The organism is Caballeronia sp. INML1 (genome assembly GCF_023631085.1).
Lineage (GTDB): Bacteria > Pseudomonadota > Gammaproteobacteria > Burkholderiales > Burkholderiaceae > Caballeronia > Caballeronia turbans.
The window spans coordinates 277,730-291,033 of sequence record NZ_JALQDT010000004.1 but is presented as its reverse complement, the minus strand read 5'-3'; the positions used below and the strand labels follow the sequence as shown (position 1 = coordinate 291,033).

At 64.1% G+C, this 13,304-nt stretch carries 15 protein-coding genes; 8 read left to right on the top strand and 7 right to left on the bottom strand.

All coding sequences use genetic code 11. From position 1 onward, the window contains the following. Position 1: 1 nt before the first annotated feature. Entirely contained in the window at positions 2 to 556 is a 555-nt protein-coding gene (locus NCR38_RS02380) for a carboxymuconolactone decarboxylase family protein (RefSeq protein ID WP_061117719.1), read from the top strand. Between the two features lie 18 nt (positions 557 to 574). On the opposite strand, the gene NCR38_RS02375 is transcribed toward NCR38_RS02380, so the two are convergent. Beyond that, on the bottom strand, positions 575 to 1,480 hold the full coding sequence (locus tag NCR38_RS02375; RefSeq protein WP_061117720.1) for a glutamate/aspartate ABC transporter substrate-binding protein: 906 nt from the start codon (positions 1,478 to 1,480) through the stop codon (positions 575 to 577). Positions 1,481 to 1,672: 192 nt separating this feature from the next. On the opposite strand from NCR38_RS02375, the gene NCR38_RS02370 reads away from it, so the two are divergent. Next, a complete protein-coding gene (locus tag NCR38_RS02370; protein ID WP_250476332.1) occupies positions 1,673 to 2,341 on the top strand; it encodes a glycine zipper 2TM domain-containing protein in 669 nt (222 codons plus the stop codon). Between the two features lie 28 nt (positions 2,342 to 2,369). On the opposite strand, the gene NCR38_RS34120 is transcribed toward NCR38_RS02370, so the two are convergent. Then, on the bottom strand, positions 2,370 to 2,501 hold the full coding sequence (locus NCR38_RS34120) for a hypothetical protein (RefSeq protein ID WP_284502111.1): 132 nt from the start codon (positions 2,499 to 2,501) through the stop codon (positions 2,370 to 2,372). On the opposite strand from NCR38_RS34120, the gene NCR38_RS02365 reads away from it, so the two are divergent. Next, positions 2,479 to 2,970, top strand: coding sequence for a hypothetical protein (locus tag NCR38_RS02365; protein ID WP_409241416.1), 492 nt, complete (start codon positions 2,479 to 2,481; stop codon positions 2,968 to 2,970). The two genes, NCR38_RS34120 and NCR38_RS02365, sit on opposite strands and share 23 nt — an antisense overlap. Positions 2,971 to 3,378: 408 nt before the next feature. Next, entirely contained in the window at positions 3,379 to 3,999 is a 621-nt protein-coding gene (locus NCR38_RS02360; protein ID WP_250476330.1) for an isochorismatase family cysteine hydrolase, read from the top strand. Between the two features lie 7 nt (positions 4,000 to 4,006). Here NCR38_RS02360 and NCR38_RS02355 read toward each other — a convergent pair whose 3' ends face one another. Genes NCR38_RS02355 through NCR38_RS02345 form a run of 3 tightly spaced genes read right to left on the bottom strand, consistent with a single transcriptional unit; the run spans position 4,007 to position 5,933 of the window. Next, positions 4,007 to 4,402 carry a hypothetical protein gene (locus NCR38_RS02355; protein ID WP_250476329.1) on the bottom strand — a complete coding sequence of 132 codons (396 nt, stop codon included), beginning with the start codon at positions 4,400 to 4,402 and terminating at the stop codon, positions 4,007 to 4,009. 9 nt (positions 4,403 to 4,411) lie between these two features. Further along, positions 4,412 to 4,972: an outer membrane protein assembly factor BamE gene (gene bamE / locus NCR38_RS02350; RefSeq protein WP_250476328.1), complete on the bottom strand. Its 561-nt coding sequence runs from the start codon at positions 4,970 to 4,972 to the stop codon at positions 4,412 to 4,414. Positions 4,973 to 5,000: 28 nt separating this feature from the next. Beyond that, positions 5,001 to 5,933 (bottom strand): peptidoglycan DD-metalloendopeptidase family protein, encoded by a 933-nt coding sequence (locus tag NCR38_RS02345; RefSeq protein ID WP_250476327.1) that lies wholly within the window; start codon positions 5,931 to 5,933, stop codon positions 5,001 to 5,003. Between the two features lie 503 nt (positions 5,934 to 6,436). On the opposite strand from NCR38_RS02345, the gene NCR38_RS02340 reads away from it, so the two are divergent. Continuing rightward, positions 6,437 to 6,688 carry a GlsB/YeaQ/YmgE family stress response membrane protein gene (locus NCR38_RS02340; RefSeq protein WP_061117878.1) on the top strand — a complete coding sequence of 84 codons (252 nt, stop codon included), beginning with the start codon at positions 6,437 to 6,439 and terminating at the stop codon, positions 6,686 to 6,688. A 58-nt stretch (positions 6,689 to 6,746) separates the two neighbouring features. On the opposite strand, the gene NCR38_RS02335 is transcribed toward NCR38_RS02340, so the two are convergent. Further along, positions 6,747 to 7,406, bottom strand: coding sequence for a VTT domain-containing protein (locus tag NCR38_RS02335; protein WP_061117726.1), 660 nt, complete (start codon positions 7,404 to 7,406; stop codon positions 6,747 to 6,749). Between the two features lie 214 nt (positions 7,407 to 7,620). On the opposite strand from NCR38_RS02335, the gene mutL reads away from it, so the two are divergent. Next, entirely contained in the window at positions 7,621 to 9,573 is a 1,953-nt protein-coding gene (gene mutL, locus NCR38_RS02330) for a DNA mismatch repair endonuclease MutL (protein ID WP_250476326.1), read from the top strand. Continuing rightward, complete coding sequence (gene miaA / locus NCR38_RS02325; protein ID WP_061117728.1) at positions 9,570 to 10,517, top strand: tRNA (adenosine(37)-N6)-dimethylallyltransferase MiaA; 948 nt, start codon at positions 9,570 to 9,572, stop codon at positions 10,515 to 10,517. The genes mutL and miaA overlap by 4 nt, the downstream gene beginning before the upstream one ends. A gap of 658 nt (positions 10,518 to 11,175) precedes the next feature. Here the strand turns inward: miaA and purM are convergent. Next, complete coding sequence (gene purM / locus NCR38_RS02320) at positions 11,176 to 12,231, bottom strand: phosphoribosylformylglycinamidine cyclo-ligase (protein WP_061117729.1); 1,056 nt, start codon at positions 12,229 to 12,231, stop codon at positions 11,176 to 11,178. A 250-nt stretch (positions 12,232 to 12,481) separates the two neighbouring features. Between purM and hda the strand changes: the two genes are divergently transcribed. Next, complete coding sequence (gene hda / locus NCR38_RS02315; RefSeq protein WP_061117730.1) at positions 12,482 to 13,297, top strand: DnaA regulatory inactivator Hda; 816 nt, start codon at positions 12,482 to 12,484, stop codon at positions 13,295 to 13,297. The last annotated feature ends 7 nt before the right edge of the window (positions 13,298 to 13,304 follow it).

Below are 13,304 nucleotides of genomic sequence, written 5' to 3'. Positions count from 1 at the left end.
CATGAGCAAACGACTTCCCGACTTCCAGCCCGCGACCGCATCCGACGAGCAGAAAGCCGTCTTGCACGACATCCTGAGCGGCCCGCGCGGCAATCTCAACGGCCCGTTTCTCGGCTGGATCTTCAGTCCCGAACTCGCGCAGAACGCGCAGAAACTCGGCGCGTTCTGCCGCTACAAGACGGGCCTGCCGCTGCGTCTTTCGGAACTCGCGATTCTGGTGACCGCGGCGCGCTGGCGCTCGCAGGCGGAATGGCACATTCATCATCCAATCGCGCTCGATGCCGGCCTGCCCGCCGATATCGCCGAAGCCCTGCGCACCGGTGAGACACCAACTTTCGCCGACGCCGACGACGAACTCATCTTCGATTTCGCCACCGAACTTTACGAAACGAAGCGCGTGAGCGATGCGACGTACGAGGCCGCCGTCGCGCGCTTCGGTCATACGGTCGTGGTGAATCTCGTCGGCTTGCTGGGCTATTACGCGCTCGTCGCGATGACGCTCAACGCCTTCGGCATGCGCGCCGAAGGGCAGACCGACCTGCCCTTCGCCGAGTAAGCCGCGCCGGTCACATCGTCATTCGAACGCCTTGTCGTTCGGCTGCGCGTAGAGCTTCTGCATCGTCTCGCTCATCGGAAAATCGAAGTTGATGTTCTTCGGCGGGACGGGCTTCATGAACCACTTGTCGTACATCGTCCTGATCTCGGGGCCCTTCATCACCTGGCTCATTGCGTCATCGACGAGCTTTTTGAATTCGGGATCGTCCTTGCGCATCATGAAGCCGTACGCCTCCGACGACTGCGGCGTGCCGACGAGCACCCAGTCCGAAGGCTTCGAGGTCAGCGAGCGCGTGCCCGCGAGCAGCACGTCGTCCATCATGTAGGCGACCGCGCGGCCCGTTTCGAGCGTCGCGCGCCCTTCGCCGTAATCCTTCGCGCTGATGATGCTCATGTTCATCTTCTTCTCTTCGTTCATCTTGCGAAGAATGCGCTCGGACGTCGTGCCCTGATTCGTCACGACGGTCTTGCCCGCGAGATCGGGAAAATCCTTGATGCCCGAATCCTTCTTCGTGAGCAGGCGCGTCGTCGCGATGAAGAAGGTGTCGGAAAACGCGACCTGATTCTGCCGCGACGTGAGATTGGTCGTCACGCCGCATTCGAGATCGACCGTGCCGTTCTGCACGAGCGAGATACGGTTCTGCGACGTCACCGGAATGAAGCGCACGCGCAAATCCGGATGCTTCGTCTTCGCCTTCACCGCGTCGATCACCTTGTTGCACAAGTCCTGCGAAAACCCGACGACATCGTTGTTCGCATCGACATACGAGAACGGCACCGACGTTTCACGATGGCCGATCGCGATCAGGTTGACGCTCTGGATCTTGGCGAGCGTCGGCTGTCCGTTCTGGCCGTAGCTCGGCCCCGTAAAGAGCGATAGCGCGGAGAGCACGACAGACGATGCAAGCAGCGACGTGGATTTCATGACGACCTCGTTTTCTCGTGTGGAATGATACATATGTTGCCATTAACAATATTTATGCAACATATGTATTCGCCCTAGGCCGACGTAAAACCGTCCGCGATGCGACGTTTGCTTACAAATGTCACAGCAATCGCGTGCACCGTCTGCGTCGCACGGCGTTATAGCTGGCAGGCATCTACAGGAGTCGCTGCCATGAACGCCGTTCCCGAGATTCAAACGAAGCCGTCCCGCATTCATCCGCTCGTCGCGGCAGCCGCCGTGTCGATCATCCTCGCGTGCGGCACCGGCGTCGCCGCGATGACGGGCCTTCTGCCGTCGTCCAAAGCGACTGCCACGACGGTCACGGCTTCGCCGCTCGTCGATGCCCAGACCGCCCGGCCCGCGGCCGCCGAGCAGGCGTCGCCGGCGGCGGCTCGGCAACCCGCATCGCTGCCGCGCGCGGTGCGCGGACATCATCCGACGCCTGTGCGCAAGCCCGCGCCGGCTCAGGAAAGCGCGGCTTACGCGCCGAACCCCGCGCCCGCCTACGATCCCTACGCCGGCGAAGTGACCGCCGTCAACGCCGTCCAGACCGCACAGCCGACGACCGGCATCGGCGCGATTGGCGGCGCGGTGGTCGGCGGGCTCGCGGGCACGCAGATCGGCAACGGCCGGGGACGCACGGCGGCGACGATCATCGGCGCGATCGGCGGCGGGCTCGCGGGCAACCAGATCGAACACGTGGTTCACAAGGCGACGACTTATCAGGTGCAGGTCCGCATGAACGACGGCAGCGTGCGCAGCTTCACCTACGAAGCGGCGCCGGGCGTGGCGGTCGGCCAGAAAGTGCACGTGTCCGGCGAAACGCTGACGCCCGCCTGAGCAAGCGGCCGCGCGCCTTAAGAAACAGCTAATTTTCCGGTGCGATGATGCTTCCCACGTCCAGCGCATCCAGCGATACAGCGTCCCGGCGCGACAGACCGCCCCGGCCCGCGAACACCTCTTTCGGGAGTACTGCCGTGAAGAAGAAATCGACGAACATGAAATCCGCCCGTCCCCCGATGTCGCCGCTGCTGCGCGCGTTGACATACAGCCGCGCGGCGCGCGAACCGATGATCGACGCGATGCTGCTGCATTGCTATGCGGCGCTCGACGCGTTTCATCGGGGGCACGGCTCGCAGCCGCTTTTCATGACGCTGTGCCGTCACATGCTGGTTGCCGAGGAGTTGTGTCAGCTCGGCCACGCGCCGGAATTCGAAGACGACATCACGCTCGCGCACGAGGCGCTGGTCGAACTGGATGCGCGTCATTCGGCCAACGCCGTCTGGACGCTCGACGCCGGCGAACACGCGCGTCTGTGCACGGCGCTCGCCGTGTTCTCGGCGCAACTGGAGGACGCGACGCTCGAGCACATTGCGCAAGCCGAAGCGCGCATGGTCACGCAATCGCTCGTCGCGGCGAACATGCGCTCGGGCATCGGGCGCGCACACGCGGTCTCGTCAGCCGGCTGAACATCGAGCCGGGCTCAGTGCTTTCCCTCAATGGGCTTATCAATTGCGGATGTGTTTGCGAGCGTACATTCTTAGGAATGGCCTTTCGCAATACTTATTCCAGCGCACGGGGGGAAGTAGTAAAACGCGCCGAGAGACCGACGAACAGGATGGGCGGCACTCAACCGGGTGGCGGGTGAAAGCAAAGCGCGACAAAAAAACCAAAGCGCGAGTTTTTGCCAACGACGCGGCGAGTCGCAGGCGAAGAAGGCCAGCGCCCCGACAAAGAAGCTCAAAAGCCGGCAGCCGCCGGCTTTTCTTTTGCTGTGGCCGGGGCGTCGCACGATTTCGGATGCCTGCCACGACCCGCGCGTAACATGAGACGGCGCGCGTTCACGCGCTTTTCATTGTTGCGAGCGGAGACAGACGATGAGCGCCTATCCGAAGGACCGCACGGCTCTGCTGTTCGTGGACCCCTACAACGACTTTCTCGCCGAAGGTGGCAAGCTCTGGCCGCGCGTCGCGCAGACGCGCAATGCGGCGCATCTGCATGAAAACCTGAAGCGCATGACCTCGGCCGTGCGCGCGCTCGGGCTACCGGTGTTCATCGTGCCGCATCGCCGCTTCGAGCCGGGCGACGTCGATAGGTGGGCGCATCCGTCGCCGTATCTGCAGACGGCGGCGAAATCGCTCGTGTTCGGCAAAGGGACGTGGGGTGGCGAGTGGTTTCCCGACTTCGCGCCGCATCCTGGCGACACGATCGTCAAGGAGCACTGGATGAGCAGCGGCTTCGCCAACACCGACCTCGATTTCCTGCTGAAACAGCGCGGCGTATCGCACGTAATTCTGATCGGGCTCGTCGCGAACACATGCATCGAGGCGACGGGACGCTTCGCCGCCGAACTCGGCTATCACGTAACGCTCGTGCGCGACGCGACCGCCGCTTTCTCCGATGAAGCGCTGCACGCCGCGCATGAAATCAACGCGCGCACCTACGCGCACGCACTGCTGACGACGGACGAACTGGTGATGGCTCTGAACGGCGCTTGACGAAGGATCAGGGAAAGGCGGTCAGCAAGGTCCGCGCGCAATCGACACACCAGTGGCGCGACGCCTTCTCAGGAAGCGCGTCCCACACGTGGCCATGGGCGCATTGCCAGCGCAGCGGCGTCGCGGCATCCACATAGCGGCGCGAGAGCAACGCGCCGCCGCGCACCTGCGCCACGTCGCGCAGGCGCTTCGTTTCCAGTTCGAGCCGTTCGGCCGCGCATTTCATGCAGCGCACGTTCTGCGCGACGCCCAGCGCCTTGTCCCAACGATGGCCGCGGTCGCACTCCCAGCGAGCGATCGCCTGCTCGTCGGCGTCGTGCCGCATCTGATCGCGATAACGCGACGCCTCCTCCAGCAGGCGAAGGCGCGTCTCGCAGATAGCGGAATCGCTTATCGATCTCATGCTCGGGCGTCAGCGCTGACCACCGCGAATCGCTTCGGAGCGCGAGGTCGTCACGACGATGCCGTCAGGCCCGAAATGCGCGTTGAACATCGCGTCCTGATTCACGCCGTCTTCCAGCCAGTGCCAGCTCCAGACGCGCTCCTTCTTCAGGCGGTACTCGGCGATCTCGGTCGGCTTGCCGAGCAACCTGCGCACTTCATCCATCGTCATGCCGGGCCGCACCCTCGCGAAATTTTCAGCGGTCAGCACTTGCGTCACGGAGACGAAGAGACCGTTCGCATCGAGATCGACCATGTACGTATTGGTTCCCGCCGGACCGCGCGGATACTCGAGACGCTTGCTTCCGTCGGTAAAGGTGCGCTCGGTCTCCGGCTCGCCCATTTGTTCGCGGATCTGCGCCTCGGTCGTAACGCCGGGCTGCAGGTTCTTGAGCAGCAGGTTATCCGGCTTCACTGCATTGAAGAACGCCTTGAGCTTGTTCAACCCTTCCTCGCTCTGCTGTTGATCGCATCCGGTAAGCAGCGATGTCAACGAAGCCGCGGCCAGCGCGGCGATCACGATCTTTTTCACCTTCCTTCCCCTTCCTGCACGCACCGCATCAGCCGCCCGCCGCGCCGAGCAGCGGCACCGGGTCGACTGCGGCACCCGACTTTCTCACTTCGAAATGCAAGGTCGGCGCGCCGCCCGGCCCGGTGCCCATGTCCGCGATGGTGGCGCCCTGCTTGACGGTGTCGCCTTCCTTCACGAGCAGCTTTTCGTTGTATGCGTAGGCGGTCAGATAGTCGTTGCCATGCCTGACGATGATCATGCGCCCGTAGGAACGCAAGCCGCTGCCCGCGTACACCACCTTGCCCGACGCCGCCGCCTTCACGGGCTGTCCGACCTTGCCCTCGATATCGATACCCTTGTTGCCGCTCACGCCGAACTTGCGCACGACTTCGCCGTGGGCCGGCCAGACGAACGTGCCCTTGGGCGCGGTCGCGGTGACTGCCGATGGACGCTCCTCGTTCGCTGCGACGGGCTTGTCGGCCGAGGGCTTCTGCGCCGCCGATTTCTCGGGCGTCGGCAAAAGCGGGGGCTGCGCCGTCTTCGATGTAGCCGCCGATGTGCTCGCCGTCGTCGAAGCCGGCACCGATGCGCCAGGCGGCGCGACACGCAGCACCTGCCCGACGTTCACCTGCTTGCTTTCCGGCAGCGCGTTCCACCTGGCCAGATCGGCGGGCTTCTGCTTGAAGGTGCGCGAAATGGCATAGAGCGTGTCGCCCGGCTTCACGCGATAAAAGCCCGGCTCGACCGGCGCGGCAATGGCCGGCCCGAGCGGCACGACCGGTGCGGGCGTCACGCCCGGAGACGTGCCTTGCACGACCGGCGGCGCGCTCAACGCCGAATTTTCGATGATCGGCGCGGGCGTGCGCGGCGTCGACGTGCAGCCCGCCAGTCCTGCCGCCATCGCCGCCACGAGCGCCATGCCCGCGATCGCCCCGCGCGAGTCGGATCTAAAATCTTCCTTGTGCCCCACCAGCTTTCCCATGCTTGTCGTCTTGAACTTTTTCAACTCGCCGGCCGCGTTCGTCCGCGGCGTTTTGATTACGCGCAGACGCTTATCGCTACGCCGTACACCGCCGTTCCACCGCATCGGAGAATGCCACAGCCGGACGCCAACGCGATGAATGCCAGCGCGATCAATACTCCGGACACCGCGCGCACCCGCTCGCCCCACACAAATCTCAAATTCTGAAAAAACACGATTCCGCCAGCATAAAACATTACAGAAACAAATTCGCCTCAGTGACCTAAACGACACACCTCGTTAAACAGTCGACAAATCCTTTGGCATTCTAAATTTTTGACGTAAACCGCCGCACCCACGCGTCGTCTGCCGTACGGCAAATCGCGGGCTGGCCGCCTTGACAATCTTTGACGGTTGACGGACCCCCGCCACGGTCATTTCCGATACATTGCCCGCGCCCGGATGCAGGTTTTGCCTGCGTCCCGCAACTCTCAATTCGACAGGAGCCTCACCCCATGCAAATCATGCAACACGGCATCATCCTCAGTCTGATCATCGGCGGCGTGGCCGGCTGGCTCGCCGGTCTCATCATGAACGGCAGCGGCTTCGGCGTGATCGTGGACATCCTCGTCGGTATCGTCGGCGGCGTGATCGGCGGATGGATCTTCGGCACGCTAGGCCTCTCGTTCGGCGGCGGCATCCTCGGCACACTGCTTACGGCCGTGATCGGCGCGGTGGTGCTGCTTTTCATCATCCGCCTGTTCCGCCGCGCCTGACGCGGCTGCGCAGCGCCCGCGAGGCCGGCGTTCGGCGGCCTCGCGGGCCGCCCCTATCTCAAGCCTTCGAATTGCGGCGGCTCATCTTCCAGAGCGCGCCGATCGCGATCGGCACGATCGCGGCACCGATTCCCACCAGCACGATCACGTTCAGATACTGCTTGATGAACGGAATGTTGCCGAAGAAAAAACCGAGCAGCACCAGCAACAGCACCCAGACGAGCGCGCCCAGAATATTGAACAACTGAAAGCGCGCGTGACTCATCGACGATACCCCCGCGACGAACGGCGCGAAGGTCCGTACCACCGGCACGAAACGCGCGATCACGATCGTCTTGCCGCCGTGCCTCTCATAGAAGTTATGCGTCTTCTGCAACGCGGCCCGGTCGAGAAAGCGCTCCAGCACGGGAATGTTCGTGTCGAAGACTTTCGGTCCGATGGCGCGGCCGATCCAGTAATTCACCGTGTTGCCGGTCACCGCCGCGATGAGCAGCAACGCGATCAGCGCGAGGAGATCCATCTCGTGCGACGCGGCGAAGGCTCCGCCGATGAACAGCAGCGAATCGCCCGGCAAGAACGGGAACACGACGAGTCCGGTTTCGCAGAACACGATCAGGAACAGCACCGCGTAGACCCAGGCGCCGTAATTCTGGATGAAGACACCGAGCGACTTGTCGATGTGAAGAATGAGTCCCAGGAATTGCAGCAACGTGTCCAAAAATCTTTCCTCGAAAAGTTGCGCCGGCGCCGGAAAAGCGGCGCATCGGCATCGAAAGCGGGAGTCGCGCCATGATACCGAAGTGGTACATCGAGCCGGTTAAAAAAACCGTATCCAGGCGTCATTGTGCGGCGCGTTGGCGGGCATGGACGGATGCGCCCGGTCGAGCCAGAGGCGAAACGGGCGAAACGTTGCGAATCGTTATAATTTCGGCATGTCCGACCTCAACGAACCCTCCGCTGGCGATTTGACCGCCGACAGCGTGCGCCGTTCGCGCGCGATCGCCCCGCTGCCCGACCAGCTCATCAGCCAGATCGCCGCGGGCGAGGTGGTGGAACGGCCGGCGTCGGTCGTCAAGGAACTGCTGGAAAACGCGCTCGACGCGGGCGCGACGACCTTGCGCATCACGCTCGACGAAGGCGGCGTGAAACGCATCGTGGTCGCCGACGACGGCTGCGGCATTCCGCCGAACGAACTTCCCCTCGCGCTGATGCGCCACGCCACGAGCAAGATCCGCTCGCTCGCCGAGCTCGAAGCCGTCGCAACACTGGGGTTCCGCGGAGAGGCGATCGCGTCGATCGCATCAGTGGCCGAGCTGTTCATCACGAGCCGCACGGAAAGCTGCCCGCACGCCACGCGCATCGACGCGCAGACCGGCGCGATCTCGCCGGCGGCCGGCACCGTCGGCACGACGATGGAAGTGCGCGAGCTGTACTTCAACACGCCCGCGCGCCGCAAGTTCCTGAAGAGCGAGCAGACCGAGCTCGGACATTGCCTCGACGTGATCCGCCGCACCGCGCTCGCGCGGCCCGACGTCGCGATTTCGGTGATGCATAACGGCAAGGCCGTGGAGCACTGGAACGCGAGCGATCCGCAAACGCGCGTCGCGAAGATTCTCGGCGAGGTGTTCGAAACCGCGCATCTGCCGCTCGACGAACGCGCCGGGCCGCTCGCCGTCTACGGCTGCGCGGGCCTGCCCACCGCGAGCCGCGGCCGCGCCGACCAGCAGTATTTCTTCGTGAACGGCCGCTTCGTGCGCGACAAGCTGCTCACGCACGCGGTGCGCGCCGCGTATGAAGACGTGTTGCACGGCAATCGCTATCCGGCGTACGTGCTGTTTCTCGATCTGCCGCCCGAATCCGTCGATGTGAACGTGCATCCGTCGAAGATCGAGGTACGCTTTCGCGATTCGCGCTCGATCCACCAATATGTCTTCCATGCCGTGCAGCGCGCGCTCGCCCGGCATGCGGGCGCTTCGCCGGAGACGACATCGGGCGGCCACGCGGCGCAGTTGCAGCCGACCGGCCCGGCGTCGTTCAGTGCGAAGCCATTTGCCGGTGCGCCGGACACACTGCATCTCAAAAGCGAGAACGGCACGAACTGGATGCGCCAGTCGCGCATGACGCAGGGCACGCTGCCGGTGGCGCAGCCGCTCGCGCTGTATGACGCGCTGTTCGGGCGCAAGGACACCGGCGCGGGCACGCCGAACGCGACGACTTCCATCGACACGCCTTACCCGAGCGCGGACGAGCGGCCCGCGGCGCCGGTCATGGCAAACGACAGCGCACTCGATCACGCCGGCGAACAGCCGCTCGGATTCGCCGTCGGCCAGATTCACGGCATCTACGTGCTGGCGCAAAACGCGCGCGGCCTCGTGATCGTCGACATGCACGCCGCGCACGAGCGCATTCTCTATGAGCAGTTCAAGCACGCGCTCGCCGACCGGGCGATCGCGGTGCAGCCGCTTTTGATTCCCGTGTCGATGACGGCCGAGCCGGTCGAGATCGGCATCGTCGAGGAAGAGCGCGACACGCTCGATGCGCTCGGTTTCGATCTCGCGGTGCTGTCGCCGACATCGATCGCGATCCGCGCCGTGCCCGCGCTGCTGAAGGACGCCGATCTGCAATCGCTCGCACGCGCCGTCCTTGCCGACCTGCACGCCTACGGCGGATCGCGCGTGCTCACCGAGCGTCAACACGAATTGCTGGGCACGCTCGCGTGTCACAACGCGGTGCGCGCGAATCGCCGGCTCACGCTCGACGAGATGAACGCGCTCCTGCGCCAGATGGAAGCGACCGAGCGCGCCGATCAATGCAATCACGGCCGGCCGACGTGGTATCAGCTCACGCTCGCCGATCTCGACCGCCTTTTCATGCGCGGACAATGAGCGATACCGCTTTGCGTGTGGCGTGTCTGCTCGGGCCGACGGCCTCGGGGAAAACGGCGGCGGCGCTCGCGTTCGCGGCGCGGCATCCGGTCGAGATCGTCAGTGTGGATTCGGCGCTCGTCTATCGCGAGATGGACATCGGCACGGCCAAGCCGAGCGCTGAGGAGCGCGCGGCGGCGCCGCATCATCTGATCGACATCATCGATCCTGCCGAGAGCTATTCCGCCGCGCAGTTTCGCGCGGATGCGCTGCGGCTGGTCGGCGAGATCATCGCGCGGGGCAATGTGCCGTTGCTGGTCGGCGGCACGATGCTGTACTACAAGGCGCTGACGCAAGGCCTGAACGATCTCCCCACCGCCGACGCCGACGTACGCGCGACGCTCGACGCCGACGCCGCACGCGACGGCTGGCCCGCACTGCACGCGCGGCTCGCGGCGGTCGATCCGAAAACGGCCGCGCGGCTCGCACCGAACGACTCGCAGCGTATCCAGCGCGCGCTCGAAATCTTCATGCTGACGGGACAACCGATGTCCACGCTCCTCGCCGCACCGCGTACCCAGCACGTGGATGCGCCGTATCGCTTCGTGCCGGTCGCGCTGGAGCCGTCGGATCGCGCGGTGCTGCATGCACGCATCGCCGCGCGCTTCGATGCGATGCTCGCGCACGGTTTCATCGACGAAGTGAAGCGGCTGCGCGAGCGCGGCGATCTCGATCTGTCGATGCCGTCGATGCGCTGCGTCGGTTATCGGCAAGCGTGGGAATACCTCGACGGCGCAACGCGCTACGACGAGATGCGCGACAAGGGCATCTTTGCGACGCGGCAGTTATGCAAGCGGCAGTTGACGTGGTTGAGAGCGATGCCGGAGCGCGTCGTGGTGGATTGCTGCGCGGGGGATGCGACCGAGCGGGCAATGGAGGCACTCGTTCGCGTTCCGAAAGTCTGAAAAAGCAGACTGAAATATTGCGTGTAATCGTTTCAAAAGGCTAGCATTTTCCAATCCGCCTGATAGTGCAAAAAATGCACTATCAGGCGGAAACGCTACACGGCTCAAACCGAAGTCCTTCGCGTCGATCTTTCGAAAGTTCTATTCGACGGAACCATGCAAGACTTAAGAAAAAAGAGCGCCGGCCGTCCCATATATGACGTCAAAACGCTCGGCGGGTACCAAATCTCGAGACCAGCAGGCGGGGGCGCTGACAGCGGCCGATTCCTGACTGCCGATGACATGTATGTCGAGTATCAAGGTAAAGTTTATCCAGGCGACCTGATCTCTTCCGGAACGCGTTTGACCGCACCCGTTTCCGAATCCTCGACAACATTCCACTATCATCTGACGGCTCCGCGCCCGGCCTTCAACAAAATCGCCGCCGCGTTCCTCACAAGACAACTTGGATCTACTCCCGAGCAGACCATGACGTTATGTACATTCCTGGTAGTTGTTATCAGACGATGTATTTAGATGGGGATTCGGCATACCAAAGTCGCTGCGGCTATTGAACCAATTGATAGGCCAAGGCAACCGTAACCGCCCCGCCCAAAAAACAAAAACCCTCGCGCAAAGCGAGGGTTTTTGCCTTCAAATCAGCCCAATCGCGCGGCGCTCATACCACCACCGTCTGCGCCTCCCCTTCCTTGCTCTCGCGCACGACGCCGATCTTCCACACCTGCTCGCCCGCAGCCGACAGCAAACCGGTAGCCGCATCGGCATCTTCCGCCGCGACGATCACCGCCATCCCGATGCCGCAATTGAACACGCGATGCATCTCCGCATCCGCGACGCCGCCGTGCTTCCGCAGCCAAGCGAAGAGCGGCGGCAGCGGCCACGCGCGATGATCCAGCTCGGCCGTGAGCCCTTCGCGCAGCACGCGCGGAATGTTTTCGACGAGACCGCCGCCCGTGATATGCGCCATGCCCTTCACGGTCACGCTTTGCATCGTCGAAAGCAGCGGCTTCACGTAGATGCGCGTCGGCGCCATCAGCGCGTCGGCAAGCGAGCGGCCGTCGAAGTCGGCGTTCAGATCGGGATTCGCGCGCTCGATGATCTTGCGCACCAGCGAATAACCGTTCGAATGAATCCCGCTCGAAGCCAGCCCGAGCACCACGTCGCCCGGCTTGATCGTGCTGCCGTCGATGATCTTGCTCTTTTCCACCGCGCCGACCGCGAAGCCCGCGAGGTCGTATTCGCCATCGGGATACATGCCCGGCATTTCCGCCGTCTCGCCGCCGATCAGCGCGCAGCCCGCCAGTTCGCAACCCGTCGCGATGCCCTTCACGACGTCGGCGGCGGTGTCCACGTCGAGCTTGCCGCACGCGAAGTAATCGAGGAAGAAGAGCGGCTCGGCGCCCTGCACGAGGATGTCGTTCACGCTCATCGCGACGAGATCCTGGCCGACGGTGTCATGACGGTTCAGCGTGAACGCGAGGCGCAGCTTCGTGCCTACGCCGTCCGTGCCCGACACGAGCACCGGCTCCTTGTACTTCTTCGGCACTTCGAAGAGCGCGCCGAATCCGCCGATGCCGCCCAGCACGCCGTCGCGCAAGGTTTTCTTGGCAAACGGCTTGATCCGGTCGACGAGCGCGTCGCCCGCGTCGATGTCCACGCCCGCGTCGCGATACGACAAACCTTGGGCGTCTGGAGCGGATTTCGGTTGATTCATGGGGAGGGAAGCAAGAAGGTCGGTAAAATGCGATTTTACCCGATGATGACCCGACGACGGTCGGCAGGCCGGATTTTCCCGCGTTCGCCGGAAATCGCGAAGGCGCTCTTTTCGAGATCGAAGCCGGTCTGAAAAGCGCCCGAGCCACGGCCGCACAGGGCGCTCCGCTGCGGCTTTGCGCGTATACCCGTGGCTCATCCGGCAGTTTTCAAGATATGCCCGACTCAAGGCCCGACGACACCGATCTCCCGTGCAACGCCAACTGACGCTCGATCTGGGCACGCCGCCGCCCGCCACCTTCGACAATTTTTTCGCCGCCGGCAATCACGAACTGATCGCGCGGTTGCGCGAGCTCGAAGGCGCACTCGCGGCCGGGCCGGTCGCCGACCGCACGTTCTACGTGTGGGGCGAGCCGGGCAGCGGCCGCAGCCATCTGCTGCAGGCGCTCACGCACGAGGCGAACGGCCATGCGCGCTACCTGAGCCCGCAAAGCGCGCTCAACGCGTTCGGCTTCGATCCGCGCGTGACGCTTTACGCCGTCGACGATTGCGACCGCCTGTCCGCCGCGCAGCAGATCGCCCTCTTCAATCTCTTCAACGAAGTGCGCGCGTATCCGTCGAGCGCGCTCGTCGCCACCGGCAACGACGCGCCGCTCGCGCTCACCGTGCGCGAAGATCTGCGCACACGGCTCGGCTGGGGCCTCGTGTTCCATCTGCAGCCGCTTTCCGACGAAGCGAAGGCGTCGGTGCTGAAGCACGCTGCGCGCGAACGCGGCATCGTGCTCGCCGAGGACGTGCCCGGCTATCTGCTCACGCACTTCAGGCGCGACATGCCGAGCCTCATGGCCCTGCTCGACGAGCTCGACCGCTTCTCGCTGGAGCAAAAGCGCGCGGTGACGCGCCCGCTCCTGCGCACGATGCTCCAGCAAACGGGCCGCGCCGCGCCGCTCGTTCCCGTGTCGGCGCAAGAACGGCCGTCCGGCGCGCCGTCCGATCTCCCCGGCGATCCGCTCGACCCCGATCCCCGCGCGGCCGCGCCGGACAACGCCCCGACCCGCTTCAAGTAAAATGCGC